This is a genomic window from Bordetella muralis, assembly GCF_054781015.1.
This window is the reverse complement of record NZ_BAAGVF010000008.1, coordinates 1,213,743-1,231,140: the sequence shown is the minus strand read 5'-3', so window position 1 is coordinate 1,231,140 and position 17,398 is coordinate 1,213,743. Positions and strand designations below refer to the sequence as shown.

General features: G+C 59.0%; 14 protein-coding genes. 8 read left to right on the top strand and 6 right to left on the bottom strand.

Going from position 1 to position 17,398, the window contains the following annotated elements; translation table 11 throughout:
- The 5 genes from ACYVIT_RS23360 to ACYVIT_RS23340 all read left to right on the top strand — a co-directional run bounded on the left by ACYVIT_RS23360 (position 1) and on the right by ACYVIT_RS23340 (position 4,552).
- Positions 1-1,047: an ABC transporter substrate-binding protein gene (locus ACYVIT_RS23360; RefSeq protein WP_415808217.1), complete on the top strand. Its 1,047-nt coding sequence runs from the start codon at positions 1-3 to the stop codon at positions 1,045-1,047.
- The gene (locus tag ACYVIT_RS23355) at positions 1,048-1,860 is read left to right on the top strand and encodes an ABC transporter ATP-binding protein (RefSeq protein WP_415808216.1); all 813 of its coding nucleotides are present in this window, start codon (positions 1,048-1,050) and stop codon (positions 1,858-1,860) included.
- A 97-nt stretch (positions 1,861-1,957) separates the two neighbouring features.
- Positions 1,958-2,833: an ABC transporter permease gene (locus ACYVIT_RS23350; protein ID WP_415808215.1), complete on the top strand. Its 876-nt coding sequence runs from the start codon at positions 1,958-1,960 to the stop codon at positions 2,831-2,833.
- Positions 2,834-2,937: 104 nt separating this feature from the next.
- A complete protein-coding gene (locus ACYVIT_RS23345) occupies positions 2,938-4,023 on the top strand; it encodes a calcium:cation antiporter (RefSeq protein WP_415808214.1) in 1,086 nt (361 codons plus the stop codon).
- 49 nt (positions 4,024-4,072) lie between these two features.
- Positions 4,073-4,552, top strand: a complete 480-nt coding sequence (locus tag ACYVIT_RS23340; protein ID WP_415808213.1) for a low affinity iron permease family protein — start codon at positions 4,073-4,075, stop codon at positions 4,550-4,552.
- A gap of 73 nt (positions 4,553-4,625) precedes the next feature.
- Here ACYVIT_RS23340 and yidC read toward each other — a convergent pair whose 3' ends face one another.
- The 4 genes from yidC to rpmH all read right to left on the bottom strand — a co-directional run bounded on the left by yidC (position 4,626) and on the right by rpmH (position 7,222).
- Positions 4,626-6,320 carry a membrane protein insertase YidC gene (gene yidC, locus ACYVIT_RS23335; protein WP_415808212.1) on the bottom strand — a complete coding sequence of 565 codons (1,695 nt, stop codon included), beginning with the start codon at positions 6,318-6,320 and terminating at the stop codon, positions 4,626-4,628.
- 61 nt (positions 6,321-6,381) lie between these two features.
- Complete coding sequence (gene yidD / locus ACYVIT_RS23330) at positions 6,382-6,654, bottom strand: membrane protein insertion efficiency factor YidD (protein WP_415808211.1); 273 nt, start codon at positions 6,652-6,654, stop codon at positions 6,382-6,384.
- Between the two features lie 4 nt (positions 6,655-6,658).
- On the bottom strand, positions 6,659-7,039 hold the full coding sequence (locus ACYVIT_RS23325) for a ribonuclease P protein component (protein WP_415808210.1): 381 nt from the start codon (positions 7,037-7,039) through the stop codon (positions 6,659-6,661).
- Between the two features lie 48 nt (positions 7,040-7,087).
- Positions 7,088-7,222, bottom strand: a complete 135-nt coding sequence (gene rpmH / locus ACYVIT_RS23320; protein WP_003800771.1) for a 50S ribosomal protein L34 — start codon at positions 7,220-7,222, stop codon at positions 7,088-7,090.
- 279 nt (positions 7,223-7,501) lie between these two features.
- Here rpmH and dnaA point away from each other — a divergent pair, with 279 nt between their 5' ends.
- The 3 genes from dnaA (at position 7,502) to gyrB (ending at position 12,626) form a co-directional block, all read left to right on the top strand.
- Positions 7,502-8,965 (top strand): chromosomal replication initiator protein DnaA, encoded by a 1,464-nt coding sequence (gene dnaA, locus ACYVIT_RS23315; RefSeq protein WP_460478294.1) that lies wholly within the window; start codon positions 7,502-7,504, stop codon positions 8,963-8,965.
- Between the two features lie 2 nt (positions 8,966-8,967).
- On the top strand, positions 8,968-10,077 hold the full coding sequence (gene dnaN / locus ACYVIT_RS23310) for a DNA polymerase III subunit beta (protein ID WP_415808208.1): 1,110 nt from the start codon (positions 8,968-8,970) through the stop codon (positions 10,075-10,077).
- Positions 10,078-10,172: 95 nt separating this feature from the next.
- A complete protein-coding gene (gyrB, locus tag ACYVIT_RS23305; protein WP_415808207.1) occupies positions 10,173-12,626 on the top strand; it encodes a DNA topoisomerase (ATP-hydrolyzing) subunit B in 2,454 nt (817 codons plus the stop codon).
- A gap of 88 nt (positions 12,627-12,714) precedes the next feature.
- On the opposite strand, the gene ACYVIT_RS23300 is transcribed toward gyrB, so the two are convergent.
- Both ACYVIT_RS23300 and ACYVIT_RS23295 read right to left on the bottom strand, forming a co-directional pair.
- Positions 12,715-14,190, bottom strand: a complete 1,476-nt coding sequence (locus ACYVIT_RS23300) for an efflux transporter outer membrane subunit (protein ID WP_415808206.1) — start codon at positions 14,188-14,190, stop codon at positions 12,715-12,717.
- Complete coding sequence (locus ACYVIT_RS23295; RefSeq protein WP_415808205.1) at positions 14,183-17,389, bottom strand: efflux RND transporter permease subunit; 3,207 nt, start codon at positions 17,387-17,389, stop codon at positions 14,183-14,185. The genes ACYVIT_RS23300 and ACYVIT_RS23295 overlap by 8 nt, the downstream gene beginning before the upstream one ends.
- Between the last annotated feature and the right edge of the window lie 9 nt (positions 17,390-17,398).

Below are 17,398 nucleotides of genomic sequence, written 5' to 3'. Positions count from 1 at the left end.
ATGGCCATGACTCAGATTCTTAAACAACGTGTGGGCCGCGCTGTGAGTGCAGGCTTGCTTGCCGTCGCGATCGCCATCATGGCGCTCGTTTCGCCCACTCCCGCGGTGGCGGAGGAAGGCCGCCTGCGGATTGCCGAGCAGTATGGCGTGGTGTATCTGCTGCTGAACGTCGCGCGTGACCAGCAACTGATCGAAAAGCACGGCAAGGCGGCCGGTGTAGACATTAAAGTCGATTGGGTCAAATTGTCGGGCGGATCGGCCGTCAACGATGCACTGCTCTCGGGCGGTGTGGACATCGCTGCGGCGGGTGTAGGTCCTCTGTTGACGATATGGGATCGTACGCATGGCCGTCAGAACGTCAAGGGTGTGGCGTCGCTGGGCAACTTCCCCTATTACCTGGTATCGAACAATCCGGCCGTCAAAACCATTGCCGACTTTACCGACAAGGACCGTATCGCGGTTCCCGCGGTGGGTGTGTCGGTCCAATCGCGCGTATTACAGTTGGCGTCGGCCAAGCAATGGGGCAATGACCAATACGCCAAGCTGGATGCGATCTCGGTCGCCGTGCCGCATCCCGATGCGACGGCAGCCATCATTTCCGGTGGCACGGAAATCTCGGCTCATTTTGGCAATCCGCCTTTTCAAGACCAGGAGCTGGCTGAAAACCCGAAGGCGCACATCGTGCTGAACTCGTATGAGGTATTGGGCGGTCCGGCGTCCTCGACGGTGTTGTTCGCGACAGAAAAATTTCGCAATGACAGCCCCAAGACGTATCGTGCCTTTTTGCAGGCGCTACAGGAGGCTGCGACGTATGTGACCGCCCATCCTCAAGAAGCGGCTGATACCTATATCCGGGTCACGGGCGCCAAGCTGGATCGCGATTTCCTGGTCAAGGTCATCACGAATCCTGACGTGAAATTCACGCTGCAGCCGAACAATACGCTGGGTCTGGCAAAGTTCATGCATCAGATCGGCGCGATCAAAAATGCGCCTGTGAGCTGGCGTGATTATTTCTTCGAAGATCCCGCCATTGGTGAGGGAAGCTAAATGTCTACCACCCCCGCTGCGTTGCTGCAGGTCCGTGAGCTGACCCTGGAATACAAGACACCGCAGCGCCGTGTGCGCGCTACGCACGAAGTCAGTTTCGATGTGCATGACGGTGATCGCTACATTCTGTTGGGCGCATCGGGGTGTGGCAAATCGACGTTGCTCAAGGCGATCGCAGGCTTTATACCACCTGCCGCGGGGCAGATATTGTTGGATGGCAAGGCGGTTTCTGGTCCGGGGCCTGATCGCATCGTTGTGTTTCAGGAGTTTGATCAATTACCGCCGTGGAAAACGGTATTGCATAACGTCGCGTTTCCACTGGTGGCGACGCGTAAACTGGGTCGTGCCGAGGCTCGCGAACGAGCCTTGCACTACCTGGACAAAGTCGGTTTGGCGGCGTTTGCCGATGCCTATCCGCATACGTTGTCGGGTGGGATGAAGCAGCGCGTGGCCATTGCACGTGCGCTGGCCATGCAGCCGCGTGTCCTGTTGATGGACGAACCCTTTGCGGCGCTCGATGCGTTGACGCGTCGCAAGATGCAAGAAGAGTTGCAAGGACTCTGGGAAGAAGCGAATTTCACGCTGCTGTTCGTGACCCACTCCATCGAGGAAGCACTGGTGCTGGGCAATCGCATATTGCTATTGTCACCGCACCCGGGACGCGTGCGCGCCGAATTGAATGCGCATCAATTTGCGTTGCATAGCCAAGGTTCAGCGGCATTTCAAACGGCCACGCGGCGTATTCACGATTTGCTGTTTGACATACCCTCGCATCAGCGTGCCGAGGAACAAGTACAGCGGCGTGCTGCTTGAACTGCGAGACCGCATCGACGGGTTGTTGTCCGTGAGCCGCCACACACCAGCGCTGATAAGGATCCGCGCTTTCTCTTATTGAATGAAAGGAATTTCCATGACGCATCGTGCGGATGGCGCCGTGGTGCGCCCGGAAGTTGAGTATGTGTTGCCCCCTTTGCCAGGGTTAACAGCAGAAGCTCCCCTCTCCTGGTACGAGCGACTGCGGCAACATGCCGCATTTCGCAAGACTCTTATCTTGTTGGCGCTGGCTCTGATATGGGAGGCCGCGGCGCGCTATACCGATAATGATCTGCTGTTGCCGGGCGCATGGCAGACGGCTCAGGCCTTTGCACAAGGGCTGATCAATGGCGAGCTGCCGGCCCGTGCATTTCAATCGCTGGCCGTGCTATTGAAGGGTTACGTGGCCGGCATCGTGTTGGCATTTCTCCTGACGACGTTGGCGGTGTCGACGCGTGTGGGGCGAGATCTCTTGTCGACGTTGACGGCCATGCTGAATCCTTTGCCTGCAATTGCCTTGTTGCCGTTGGCCCTGTTGTGGTTTGGCCTGGGCGAAGGCAGCCTGGTGTTCGTGCTGATTCATTCCGTGCTGTGGGCGCTGGCTTTGAATATCTATTCGGGATTCCAGGCGGTACCGGAGACGTTGCGCATGGCGGGGCGTAACTACGGTTTGAAGGGACCGGGTTATGTCTTGCGTATCTTGGTTCCTGCCGCGCTGCCGGCGATTCTGGCGGGATTGCGTATCGGTTGGGCCTTTGCCTGGCGCACGTTGATCGCGGCGGAATTGGTATTTGGCGCCTCCAGTGGTAAAGGCGGACTGGGCTGGTACATATTCCAAAACCGCAATGAGCTTTATACCGATCGAGTGTTCGCCGGCCTGGCAGCGGTGGTGCTGATCGGGTTGGCTGTGGAAAACCTCGTGTTCAATACATTGGAACGCGTCACCGTGCGGCGTTGGGGCATGCAACGCTAGATCCGTGTGCAAACGTCCCAGGCACGCGGTTTGCTGGGGGGCGGTCATGATTGAGCACAATACTGTCGCCGGGGTAAGCTGCCGTACCAACCCGGGAAAATGTCATGCAAGCACTACTGAAGCAGGAAAAGCTGCTGCTCCTGGCTGTCGCTGCCGCGGTGATCGCCTATACGGCAGGCGACCGTTTGACCTCGCATGGCACCGCCCCTGCCGCCGTCGCGACGGTGCTGTTGGTAATTGCCATCATTTGTGCGTCGCAGCGCGTGGCCTTTCATGCCGAGCAATTGGCGCATCGGCTCGGCGACCCATATGGGACCATGGTGCTGACACTGTCGGCCGTGCTGGTGGAGGTGGTCGTATTGGGCATCGTGATGTCGCACGATACCTCGCCCACCCTGGTGCGCGACACGATCTATGCTGCGGTCATGCTCGACATCAACGGCATCCTCGGCCTGGCGGCGCTGATGGGCGGCATCAAGCATGGCGAACAGTCGTACAACGACGACTCGGGCCGCGTCTATACGGTGATGATTCTCACGGCCATGGCGATTTCCATGATCATGCCCGAGTTCGTTCCGCGCGACCGGTGGCATGTTTATTCCGGCTTTACGATTTTCATCATGGTCATGCTGTATGCGGTGTTCCTGCGCATGCAGACAGGGCCGCACAGTTATTTTTTCAGTTATGCCTATCCCGAAAAGCGGCGCCGGCCGGCTGCGCCGCCTTCGCGTGGTCCCGATACGTTACGGTCGGTGGCGCTGCTGGTGGCAGGCGTGGTCATCATCGGCGCTCTGTCGGAGGTCATGGCCAAATCGCTGAATGTCGCGCTCGAACATGTCGATGTTCCGCCGGCGCTTCCTGCTCTCGTGGTGGCACTGATCTCGGCCAGCCCGGAAATTCTGACTGCCCTGCGAGCGGCATTGGCCAATCGCATGCAGTCTGTTGTGAATATCGCGCTGGGGGCTTCGTTATCCACAGTCATTCTTACTGTGCCCTTGATGGAAGCGCTGGCGCTGTATACCGGCCAGCCGTTCGAGATGGCCATGACGCCGATTCAGACCATGATGGTGCTCGTCACGCTGGTGGTGGCCGCTATCAACGTGAACGACGGACAGACCAATGCCATCGAGGGTATGACTCACTTCGCTTTGTTCGCGACGTTCTTGATGTTGTCCGCCTTGGGGTTGTAGCAGGCACTTTGGCGGACTCCGGCTTTCCGTCATTGCAAAGGAGCATGCCATGAACCAAAAGATCAACAAGGCTGAACACCGTGATACGCCGGCCGGCCATGCGGCCGAGAGCCGTGGGGCTCGAGCGCATGAACATTCCTCTCAATCGCGGATGGCCCGGCTATTCGATCATTTCGCCAGCGCCGTCGCTCGGGCGACGGGCTCGCCGATGGCCTTTGGCTGTGCCGTGTTGATCATTCTGCTATGGGCGCTGGCCGGCCCGTGGGCGGGGTTTTCCGAAGTATGGCAGTTGGTCGTCAACACGGGCACTACCATCATTACTTTTCTGATGGTTTTCTTGATCCAGCAAAATCAGAACAAGGACAGCCGTGCCTTGCACGTCAAATTGGATGAGTTGCTGATGACGTTGAAGGGAGCCAGTGATCAATTGGTCGATATCGAAGACATGGAAGAAGACGAAATCAACGAGATTGCCGAACGTTATCGCCGGCTGGCCCAGGCCGCGCGCAAGCTCAAGGATCCGGAATAACGCGGCCTCATAACAAAAGCCCCCGCGATGCCTGCCAGGCGCCGCGGGGGCTTTTTCCTAGGGGCGCCAGACCTTAGCGGCTGGCCGCCTCAGCGGCTTTGCGCTCGATCCCGCGCGTAATGGTCCACTGCTGAGCAATCGACAGCGTGTTGTTGACGCACCAGTACAACACCAGACCTGCCGGGAAGAAGAACATCATCCCGCCGAACACCAGAGGCATGATCATCATGACCTTGGCCTGGATGGGATCCGGCGGCGTGGGGTTCAGTTTGATCTGCAGGAACATGGTGGCCATCATCACGGCGGGCAGGATGAAGTACGGATCGCGAACCGACAGGTCATGCACCCACATGATCCAGGGCGCACCGCGCATTTCGACGCTGGCCAACAGCACCCAGTACAAGGCGATGAATACCGGGATCTGCACCAACATGGGCAGGCAGCCGCCCAGCGGGTTGATCTTTTCGGTGCGATACATCTCCATCATGGCCTGATTGAGTTTCTGGCGATCGTCGCCGTACTTTTCCTTCAGGGCCTGCAGACGGGGCGCGACTTGTTTCATCCGCGCCATCGAACGGTAGCTGGCGGCTGCCAGCGGGAAGAACACCGCTTTGATGATGACGGTCAGCGCAACAATGGCCCAGCCCCAGTTGCCCAGCAGGCCGTGCAGCCAGGTCAGCAACGAGAACAGCGGTTTGGCGATGATGCTCAACCAGCCATAGTCGACCACGGTATCGAGCCCGGGCGCCAGCGCGGCCATGGCTTTTTGGTCCTGAGGGCCGACCCACAGGTGCGAATCGACCTGGGTCGTCGCGCCGGGCTGGACCGTACCGACGGCTTCGATGCTGCGAGCCGCGTACAAATTAGGTTGGACCTGCAGCAGTTCGTTCGTACGGGCCTTGCCTTCCGGGGGAACCCAGGCGGTCGCAAAATAATGCTGAACAATCGCCAGCCAGCCGTTGTCGGCTTGCTTGATGTAGGAGCCCTTTTTTTTGGCGATGTCCGAGAACGTGACTTTCTGGAATTTTTCTTGCTCGGAGTAGACCGCGACGCCGGTGAACGTGTGATAGAAACTGGACGTATCGGCCGGATCATTGCCATCGCGCTCGAGCTGCAGGTACAGCGAAGGCGACAGCGCTTGGCCGGAGACGTTGTTCAGGGCATGCTGGACGTCGATGTCGTAGCGGCCGCGATGCAGCGTATAGGTCTTGGTGAGTTTCAGACCACCGGATTCCGCCTCGAAGGAGACCTTCAGGGTGTCGCCGGATAGCTCGCGTTCGCTCGAGGTCAAACGGAACGGTGTCTGGTGATTGGGGAAGCTTTCGCCATTAGGCGCACCCACCAGGCCGGATTGCACGACGTAGGTCAGCTCGGGAGAGCGATCCAGCAGTACGGTGGGCTTGTTAGGCTGGCCCGCGGTTGGGTATTTCAGCAGCTCGGCACGAACCAACTGGGCGCCTGCCGTATCGAAAGTCAGACGCAGCACGTCAGTCGTGATGACGACCTGCTCCGCGCGGGCGGGAGCCTGTGCGGGCGTGGCGCCAGGAACTGTGCTGGGCGCAGCGGCAGCAGGCGCGTTGGGCACCGACGGTGTCGCAGCCTGTCCGTTGGCGCCGGCTTGCGCGCCGTTGGTGGATGATTCTGCGCTGGAGGAAGCGGGAGGCGTCCCGAAAAGCGACGGTTTGCCGCTATGGACTTGCCAGTTGTTCCACAGAAGCAACAGCGAGAAGGAAAAAATCATCCACAGGATGGTTCGTCGGATATCCATGGTGCCTACGGTAGGTATGCGGGCCGGCCAAAATCGGAGCGGCAAACCCACAAGTTTAGCGTCAATTGGGATCAGTGCGGCGGTGATGCGCGCAACATGAGGCCCCATCGGGGTGATGCGAAGGCGGTACCGGGTCGTGGCCGCCTGGTGACCAGGGGTGGCAGCGGCCAATGCGACGCGCTGCTAACCATAGACCACGCCAGGCGCCATGTTGTTCAATCGCCTGGATCGCATAAGCAGAGCACGTCGGCGTGAACCGGCATTGCCGCCCCAGCCAGGGGCTGAGAAAAAAGCGGTAAAACCGGATAGGCGCAATGAGCAAGGCTTTGAGCATGGCATCATTCTCGTGGCTTGACTCGGCCAAAGTGAGCGTCCACTTCGGTGCGAGCCAGCCGTTTCAGTGCGGTCAGAGACATCGGTGCCACCTTGCTGTGCAAGCGCAACACGTAGTCCTGGGGGGGCAGTTGCAAACGGCGATGCCGGAAGGCCTCGCGGATGACCCGCTTGAGCGCGTTGCGCGTCGACGCATGCGCGGCGAAGCGTTTGGCGATGACCATGCCCAGACGTGCCTGAGCCGCCTGACCCGTGGGCAAGCCACTGGGCGCGGCGGCACTGAGAATGAAGAAAGCCCCTCGGGCCAGCCGTCGGCCTTTCAGGGCGACAGCAAACTCAGAGGGGCGATGCAGCCGCGCCTCTGGAGGAAGCGTGGCGCGCGGCATGAACAACCAGTGGTCGATGCGTGAAACGCAACAGACCCGGTGCTGACCTTAGACGGCCAGGCGCTTGCGGCCCTTGGCGCGGCGAGCGTTCAGCACGGCACGGCCGCCGCGGGTTTTCATGCGCACGCGAAAGCCGTGGGTACGCTTGCGGCGGGTAACTGAAGGTTGGTAGGTGCGTTTCATGGACGATCCACAAAAAGAACAAAAGTCAGAAGGGACCTGCCCGACGGGTTCCTGGCCAGTGCATAGTGCGTTGGCCTACATAATGGCTAAGGGGCGCGGGGCCTCTCAGGCGTAGTAAAAAGAACCTTCTGACAGACAGAATTCGGAAAAGCCCATCATTTCAGCAAGTTTTCTCTGCTTTGTCAAACAGTTACGGCAAGGGAACAGTGAAGAGACCAGAATAGCCTGTGGATAACCTGCCCCTAACCAAGGTAGAATCGAGGTTTGAATAAGAGCGACATGAAAGAATTCTGGCAGACCTGCGTCAGTCGTCTAGAGCAGGAACTCCCCCCTCAGCAAATCAGCGCCTGGATACGGCCGCTGGTACCGCTTGCGTACGACGAAACGCAGGCAGTGTTGCGCGTAGCCGCTCCCAACCGCTTCAAGCTGGATTGGGTGCGCAAGAACTTTTCTCACCAGATCGAGGCATTGGCGGCTGAATGGTTTCAGCGACCGGTACAGGTGGCGTTCGAGTTGCCCGCCAATGGCGCTGCAGCCCGTATTCCGACCGCTCCCCGGGCGCCGGTACCCGGCGCCGCACCGCCGGGTCCAGTCGCGGTCGGCGCCGCGATTGCCGCGGCGGCGCCGCCAGCCCCAGCGGCCGTTGCGCCTGTACCTGCCGCACCCGCAGTCAATGTGGCAGCGGCGATGCAGGCTGATGCCGCCGGTGTGGTGTACGAACGTTCGCGCCTGAACACCGATTTGACCTTTGAAAACTTCGTTACCGGCAAGGCCAACCAATTGGCTCGCGCGGCGGCGTTGCAGGTGGCTGAAAACCCCGGCATTTCCTATAACCCGCTGTTTTTGTACGGTGGCGTGGGTCTGGGCAAGACTCACCTCATTCACTCCATTGGTAACGCCATGGTGGCGGCGGGCACGGGTGTGCGCGTGCGCTATGTCCATGCGGACCAGTATGTGTCTGACGTGGTCAAGGCCTATCAGCGCAAGGCGTTTGACGACTTCAAACGCTATTACCACTCGCTGGACCTGCTGCTGATCGACGATATTCAGTTTTTCTCGGGCAAAAGCCGCACGCAGGAAGAATTCTTCTATGCGTTCGAGGCGATGGTGGCGCAGCGCAAGCAGATCATCATCACCAGCGATACCTACCCCAAGGAACTCGCTGGTATCGACAGCCGCTTGATTTCGCGTTTCGATTCCGGCCTGACGGTGGCGATCGAGCCGCCCGAGCTGGAAATGCGCGTGGCCATTCTGCTGCGCAAGGCCGAGTCCGAGGGCGTCCCGATGCCCGAAGAGGTCGCCTTCTTTATCGCCAAGCACCTGCGCAGCAACGTGCGCGAGCTCGAAGGCGCCTTGCGCAAGGTCCTGGCCTATGCCCGTTTTCACGGGCGCGATGTGGTGTCGGTCGATGTGTGCAAAGAAGCGCTCAAAGACCTGCTGTCTGTATCGAACGGCCAGATCACGGTGGAAAATATCCAGAAAACCGTGGCGGATTTCTACAAAATCAAGGTCGCCGACATGTATTCGAAACGGCGGCCGGCCAATATTGCTTTGCCGCGTCAGGTCGCGATGTACCTGGCCAAGGAGCTAACCCAAAAGAGCCTGCCCGAAATCGGCGATTTATTCGGCGGCCGCGATCACACGACCGTGCTGCACGCAGTACGCAAAATCTCTGATGCCCGCGCCAAGCAGGCAGAGCTGAACCATACCCTGCACGTGTTGGAACAAACTCTAAAAGGATGAACATGCAACTCGTACAAACCACGCGCGATGCATTGCTGAAACCGCTGTCGACAGTGGCGGGAATCGTCGAAAGACGCCATACCCTGCCCATCCTCGCGAACATCCTCATGCGCAAAGAAGGCAGCAAGGTTGCTTTCATTGCCACCGATCTTGAAGTGCAAATCACCACGCACGCGGATTTTGGTGTGGGACAGGACAACGAGTCCACGACGGTGGCCGCGCGCAAGCTGCTGGACATCTTGAAGGCGCTGCCCGATACGGGCGAGGTAAAACTGGCATTGGCCAGCAACAAGCTGTCGGTGCAATCGGCAAAAAGCCGCTTTGCGTTGCAAACCTTGGCCGCCAGCGAGTTTCCCACGGTGGCCCAACCCGAGAAATGGGACGTGTCGCTGACGCTGCCGCAACGCACCTTGCGTCATTTGCTGAACATGGTGCACTTTGCCATGGCGCAGCAGGACATCCGCTATTACCTGAACGGCATGCTGCTGGTATTCGAAGCCGGCTGCGTACGTGCAGTGGCCACCGATGGCCACCGTCTGGCGCATTGCGCGACAGAGGCTGAGGGCATTGCCCAGCGTCACGAAGTCATCGTGCCGCGCAAGACCGTGCTGGAGATGCAGCGCTTGCTCGAGGACTCGGACGAGCCCGTATCCATTGACGTCGCGCCGGGTCAGATTCGTTTCCGCTTTGGCGAAGTCGAACTCGTCTCCAAGCTCGTGGAAGGCAAGTTCCCCGATTTCACGCGCGTGATTCCTTCGAACTACACGCGTCAGTTCGTCATCAGCCGCGAGGCGCTGCAAGGCAGCTTGCAACGCGCAGCGATTTTGACGACGGACAAGTTCAAAGGTGTGCGCCTGCAGTTGGCGCAAAACCTGATGAAGATCTCTTCTTCCAATGCGGAACAAGAAGAAGCCCAGGAAGAACTCGACATCGATTACGGCCATGAGGCCTTGGATGTCGGCTTTAACGTCAGCTATCTGTTGGACGTGCTGTCCAACGTCAAGGCTGAAAATATTCAGTGGTCGGTGATGCCGGATGCCAATGCATCGGCATTGATTACCCTGCCCGATGACGACCAGTTCAAGTACGTCGTCATGCCCATGCGGATTTGATTTTCCTCGATGGGTCGATGTCGCGGGGGCGTGCATACTGCCGCCCACCGCGCTCTGGCCGCAAGGCCGTCTTTTGAAGTGTTAGCGATATAAACATGTCAGATCAGCAGAACAGCAATCCCGAGAACACCGGCTATGGCGCCGATTCGATCAAGATGCTCAAAGGGCTGGAGGCCGTACGCAAACGCCCGGGCATGTACATCGGCGATACCTCCGACGGTACGGGCTTGCACCATATGGTGTTCGAGGTGGTGGATAACGCCATCGACGAAGCCTTGGCCGGTCATTGCGATGACATCGTCGTCACCATCCATACGGATAACTCGATTTCGGTGACCGACAACGGTCGCGGTATTCCTACCGATATTCACAAGGACGACGAATTCGGCCGTAGCGCGGCAGAAATCGTCATGACCGAACTGCACGCAGGCGGTAAGTTCGACCAGAACTCATACAAGGTATCCGGCGGTCTGCACGGTGTGGGTGTGTCGTGCGTGAACGCATTGTCCGAATGGCTGCGATTGACCATTCGCCGCAATGGCCAAGTGCATCAGATGGAGTTTCGCCAAGGCGAACGCGTTGCCCCGTTGGCCGTGACTGGCACCACCGACAAGCGCGGTACCGAGGTTCGTTTCCTGGCCGATCCGATCATTTTCAACAACATCGAATACCACTACGAGATTCTGTCGAAGCGGTTGCGCGAGTTGTCGTTCCTGAATAACGGCGTGAAGATCCGCCTGGTGGATCAGCGTCAGGGCAAAGAAGAAAATTTCGCGTTTTCCGGCGGCGTGCGCGGGTTTGTGGAATACATCAACCGTTCCAAGACCGTGCTGCATCCGAACGTGTTTGCGGTGACGGCCGAGTCCAGTGCCGGTGGTGTACCGGTGGGCGTCGAAGTCGCCATGCAATGGAACGACTCGTACAGCGAAACCGTGCTGTGCTTTACCAATAACATTCCGCAGCGCGATGGCGGCACCCATATGACGGGGCTGCGCGCAGCGATGACGCGCATTATCAACAAGTACATTGCCGATAACGAACTGGCCAAAAAGGCCAAGGTCGAGACCTCGGGCGATGATATGCGCGAAGGCCTGGCCTGCGTGTTGTCGGTCAAGGTGCCCGAGCCCAAGTTCAGCAGCCAGACCAAAGACAAGCTCGTCTCCAGCGAAGTCCGCCCCGCTGTCGAAGAAGCCGTGGCCCGCACGCTGGAAAGCTGGTTGTTGGAAAATCCCAATGACGCGAAAGCCCTGTGCGGCAAGATCGTCGAGGCTGCGCGTGCCCGTGAGGCTGCTCGCAAAGCACGTGAAATGACACGTCGCAAGAGCGTGCTGGAGGGCGCAGGCCTGCCCGGCAAGCTCGCCGATTGCCAGGAAAAGGATCCTGCCTTGTGCGAGCTGTACATCGTCGAGGGTGATTCGGCAGGCGGCTCGGCCAAACAAGGGCGCGATCGTAAATTCCAGGCTATCTTGCCGCTGCGCGGCAAGGTGCTGAACGTAGAAAAGGCGCGCTTTGACCGGTTGATCGCCAGCGAACAGATCGCGACGTTGATTACCGCATTGGGCACCAGCATCGGGCCGGATTTCAATGCGGAAAAGCTGCGTTATCACCGTCTCATCATCATGACTGACGCGGACGTTGACGGTGCGCACATTCGTACGTTGTTGTTGACGCTTTTGTATCGTCAGATGCCCGAGCTCCTGGAGCGCGGCTATGTGTATATTGCCCAGCCGCCGCTCTACAAGGTCAAGGTCGGCCGCGAAGAACGCTATCTGAAAGACGATCAGGAAGAAGCGCAATTCATGTTGCAGCTGGCGTTGAAAGATGCACAATTGACGCCGTCACAAGGTGCAGCCCCGATTACCGGCGAGCCGTTGGCCGAGTTGGCACGTCAGTACGTCCTGGCCGATGCCGTGATTGCTCGCTTGTCGCGTTTGTTTGACGTGGATGCCTTGTCGGCAATGGCCGAAGGGGTAGAGATCGATTTGTCATCGGCAGAAACTGCAGCCGCGTCGGCAAAACAGTTGACCGAGGCGTTACGCGCTGCGGTCTCGGGAAATGGCGTGGAAGTCACTGCCGAGTTCGACGAGGCGCACGAGCAGCATCGCTTGATGGTACGCCGTATGCATCACGGTAATGTGCGGGTCAGCGTCATCGATGCCGACTTTGTACAAGGCGCTGACTACGCGGTGCTGGCCAAGTCGGCCAAGACGTTCCTGGGCTTGATCGGCGCGGGCGCTGTGGTGGCGCGTGGCGAGGGCGACAAGCGCAAAGAGCAGTTCGTATCGGATTTCCGCGAGGTCATGCAATGGCTGCGCAGCGAAGCCGAGCGCGGTATTTCGAAGCAGCGCTACAAAGGCCTGGGTGAAATGAACCCCGAGCAGTTGTGGGAAACCACGATGGATCCCAAGGTCCGTCGCTTGCTGCGTGTGAAGATCGAAGACGCGATTGCTGCCGATGAAGTGTTTACGACGTTGATGGGTGACGATGTTGAACCGCGCCGCGCGTTTATTGAAACGCATGCGTTGTCGGCGTCGAATATTGATGCGTGATGATGTCGATGCCGATGCTGCGGGAAATATAGTGTTCCCTCAGTGGCATGCGAGGTCGTGAAAAGAGCCGCCATGTGCGGCTCTTTTTTTAACCTCGGACGTCGGCATATCGCTGCAGATCTGCCGCTTGATCCCAGCGCCCAGACATCGCTTTATAGAGGGCAATACTCGAACGCACGGCATTGATCTGGCTTTCGGCCGCCATGTCTTGGGCGTCCAATTGTTCACGTTGGGCGTCGAGCACCTCGAACAAGCCTAATGTGCCGCTTTGGTACATGCGTTGAGCGAGATGCTCTGCCTTGTTGCGCTGCTGTACGGCGGCCTGCAGCGTTTGCAGTTCGTCTCTATTTCTATTCAAACGCACCAACGCGTTCTCCGTTTCCTCTAGAGCACCCAGCACGGTCTGTTGATAATTGGCCAGCGCCTCGGCAGCACCCGCCTCGCTGGCGGCAATGCGGGCGCGCACGCGGCCGATGTCGAGAAACGACCAATCTACGCCCAGAAAAACATTGCTCGTTTCTGTATTGGCATTGAACAGGTTATGGCCGCTCAAGGCGAAACTGCCTAATAGACCTCCCAGCGATAAACGCGGAAAGAGATCCGCGGTGGCAATGCCGATACGGGCGGTGGCTGCGTGCAACCGCGCTTCCGCTGCCGCAATATCGGGTCGACGGCGCAACAATTCTGCAGGTGTGCCTGGGTCCAACATGGGCGGTACTTGTGGCAGGGGCTGTACCGCGTCCAGCCGTGCAATGAGGCTCTCTGGGGGTTCACCCAACAGCACGGCGAGTCGGTGTTGCAGTACGGAGATCTGGGCCTGCAACGCGGGCAGGCGCGCCAGCGTGCTCTGTAACTGGGCCTGTGCCCGACTTTGGTCCAGGTCCGTGCCCATCCCGGCATGTAGCCGGCGTTCTACCAGACGTGCGGTATCGCGTTGGTTCTGCGCGTGCGACAGTGCGATCTGCGTGCGCAGTTGTGTGCCACGCAGCTGTGTATAAGTATCTGCGACTTGAGCGGCGATGATGACTTGCAGTGCGGCCAGGTCGGCTTGCGTCATCTGTTGCTGCGCCTGCTGTGCTTCTACCGTACGCCGCACGCGACCATAGAGGTCCAATTCCCAACTTGCCTGGATCTGGGCGTTGTAGCTGCGCGTAGAGCGCGGCTGGCCGGGACTCAGTTGATCTTGGCTGAGTTTTTGCTGAGCGGCTTCGCCGTTCATGGTCACGGTAGGAAAACGATCGAACTGCGTTTCGTTCAGTAGAGCATCGGCGCCCTGCAATCGAGCGTAGGCCGCATGCAAGTCGCGGTTGCCGTTCAAGGCCTGTTGTACGAGAGCGCTCAACTGCTTGTCGCCGAACTGAGTCCAGAAGCCTGTGTCACGCACATCGAAGACCGGCAAGCTCACGCTGCCAGATGGTTCGGCTTCGCCGGTCTCATAGCGTGCGAACTGCGTCGAGGTGGGTACGGAGGCTGCCGGGCTATGAAAGTCCGGGCCAACTGTGCAACCCGTTACGATGAGGCTGCACGCGACGGTCAGACTGCGCACCGTTAGAGACTTAGCCATGAGTGTGCTCCGGTGATTCTGGATGATGGCGTTGAATCGTCGCCGCCTGCATGGCTGTATTGTCCTGCGGCCTGAGCTGAGTGCCGCTGAGTTTGCGTAGCGTGACATAGAACACGGGGGTGAGAAACAGGCCGAAGAGCGTTACGCCCAGCATGCCGGAGAACACCGTGATGCCCGTCGCCGCGCGCACCTCGGCGCCTGCGCCCTGCCCGATCAGCAACGGTACTGCACCAGCGATAAAGGCAATCGAGGTCATGACGATGGGGCGCAGGCGCAAGCGGCAGGCAGTGCGGGCGGCGTCCCAGATACTGGCGCCCTGCATTTCCAGTTCACGCGCGAACTCCACGATCAAGATGGCGTTCTTGCACGCCAATCCCATGAGGACGACCAGACCGACTTGCACAAAGATGTTGTTGTCGCCGCCGGATAACCACACACCGAAAAGCGCTGCGCAGATGCACACAGGCACGATGAGTATGACAGCCAGCGGCATGGTCCAGCTCTCGTATAGTGCGGCGAGTACGAGAAAGACCAACATCACCGCCAGCGCGAAGACGACGGCTGCCGCATCGCTCTGTTCAACCTGTTGATAACTCATCTCTGTCCACGCCAGCTCAATGCCGCGCGGTAAGGTCCTCTGGGCAATGTCTTGCAGCTTGGCCAGGACTTCGGCCGAGGACAGGACCCGTGGATCGGCATCGCCTATCAGGTCCGCCGCAGGAAAGCCGTTGTATCGCATGACCGGATCGGGGCCGTAGGCGGGAACCACGGTCACCATGGACGCGATAGGCACCATTTGCCCGTCGCTGTTGCGCGTTTGCAGTTTCCCGATGTCTTCAGCGGTTTGCCGGTAGTCTGCGTCGGCTTGCAGCATCACGCGATAGACGCGCCCAAAAGCGTTGAAGTCGTTGACGTAGACAGACCCCAGATACGTCTGCAACGTTTGAAAGAGATCGTTGAGCGCGACACCTTGTGCTTTGGCTTTGGTGCGATCGACTTTGACTTCCAGTTGAGGGATGTTGGATTGATAGGCGCTGACGGGGTAGCTCATGCCGGGCGTCTTGACGATTTCAGCTTGAAAGGCGTTCATCGCTTGTTGTAACGCTGCATAGCCCAGGCCTGCCCGGTCTTCAAGGAACAGCGAGTAGCCTGAGCCGTTGCCCAGGCCTTGTATGGGAGGCGGCATGAGTGCGTACCCAAACCCTCCCTCCATTCCCGCCAACGCATGGTTGAGTTCTGCGCTGATTTCAGTGGCGTCGCGACCGCGCTCGCCGAATGGTTTGAGGCCGACATAGGCGCTGGTCAGATTCGGTGTGTTGGTGGCTTGCAAGGCGTTCAGGCCCGCGAATGCCGAGACGGATTGCACACCGTCTATCTGCAGTGCGCGACGTGTAAGTTCCTGCGTGACATCGTCGGTACGGCGCAGCGATGCGCCTTCGGGGAGCTTGGCGCCCGCAAACAGATAAAGCTTGTCCTGCATCGGGATGAATCCGCCCGGCACGCTATTAAAAAGTACCGCTGTGCCTGCGAGCAGCGCGAGGTATACGGCAAATACGAGCCCTCTTTTTTTGAACGAGCGGCCAACGGTATGCTCGTAGGCCTGGGCGCTGCGCTCAAACCCGCGATTGAAGCGTTTGAAGAACCAACCCAGGCTCCAGTCTATGGCGCGCGCCAACCCATCTTTGCGTGCGCCGTGGCCTTGCAGCAGCTTTGCCGCCAACGCCGGTGACAGCGTCAGAGAGTTGATGGCAGAGATCACGGTGGAGATGGCTATCGTGACCGCAAACTGCTTGTAGAACTGTCCGGTGATCCCATCCAGGAAAGCCATCGGCACAAACACGGCGCACAGCACCAACGCAATGGCGATGATGGGGCCGGACACCTCTTTCATTGCGAGGTGAGCGGCATCGCGCGGACTGTGGCCTTTTTCGATAAAGCGTTCTACGTTTTCCACGACGACGATGGCGTCGTCGACGACGATACCGATGGCCAGGACCAGGCCGAATAGGGTCAGGGTATTGATGGAATAGCCGAGCAGCAGCAGCCACGCGAATGTGCCTACGATGGATACTGGCACAGCCAGCAGCGGGATGATCGACGCGCGCCAGGTCTGTAAAAACACGATGACGACCAGCACGACCAGGATGACTGCCTCTATCAGGGTATGCTGAACGGCCGTGATGGATTCGCGTACGAATACGGTGGGGTCCCACAAGTATTCGAACGAGGTGGCCTGGGGCAGATCGCGGGATAAGCGATCCAGGGTCTGGTACACCTCCTCTGCCACCTTCAAGGCGTTGGCACCGGGCGTGAGGAATATGCCCAGTGCGGCCATATTCTGGCCATTCAATGAGGCCCGCAAGGTGTAGTCGCTGGCGCCCAGCTCGATGCGAGCCACATCTGACAGACGCACGACCTGGCCGTCTGCACCGGTTTTCAGAATGATGTCGCCAAATTCCTGTTCGGTTTTCAACCGGCCTTGCACGTTGATGGACAGGAGTTTGTCGGTGTCCTTGGTGCTAGGCTCTGCACCGAGTTGGCCGGCAGAGACTTGCACGTTCTGTTCGCGTACGGCAGCAATGACTTGGCTTGCCGTAAGTTGCCGGGCGGCGACTTTGTCGGGGTCCAGCCAGACGCGCATGGCATAGTCGCCTGATCCATAGACGCCGACATTGCCGACGCCCTGGATTCGAGCCAGTTCGTCTTTGACCTTGAGCGTGATGTAGTTGCGCAGGTACAGCGTGTCGAGACGGCCATCGGTAGAGGCTAATCCCACGTACATCAGCGGCGTCGCCGTTTGCTTTTGTGTCGTGATACCGAACTGGCGGACTTCTTCGGGCAGGCGGCTCTGTGCCTGGCTGACGCGGTTTTGTACGCGTACGGTGGCATCGTCCGGATCGGTGCCGGGACGGAAGGTGGAGACGACTTGCAGGGTGCCGTCGGACGCCGCGACGGACTTCATGTACATCAGCCCTTCTACACCGTTGATGGCTTCTTCTAATGGTACGGCGACGGATTCGGCGATTTCCTTGGGATTGGCGCCCGGATAGGTTGCGCGCACGACGACGCTGGGCGGGACGACTTCGGGATATTCGCCAGAGGGCAGCAACGGGATGGCAATCAAGCCCACGGCGAACATGATGATCGACAGCACAATGGCAAAAATCGGTCGATCAATAAAGAATTTTGAGAAATCCATGACGTCCTC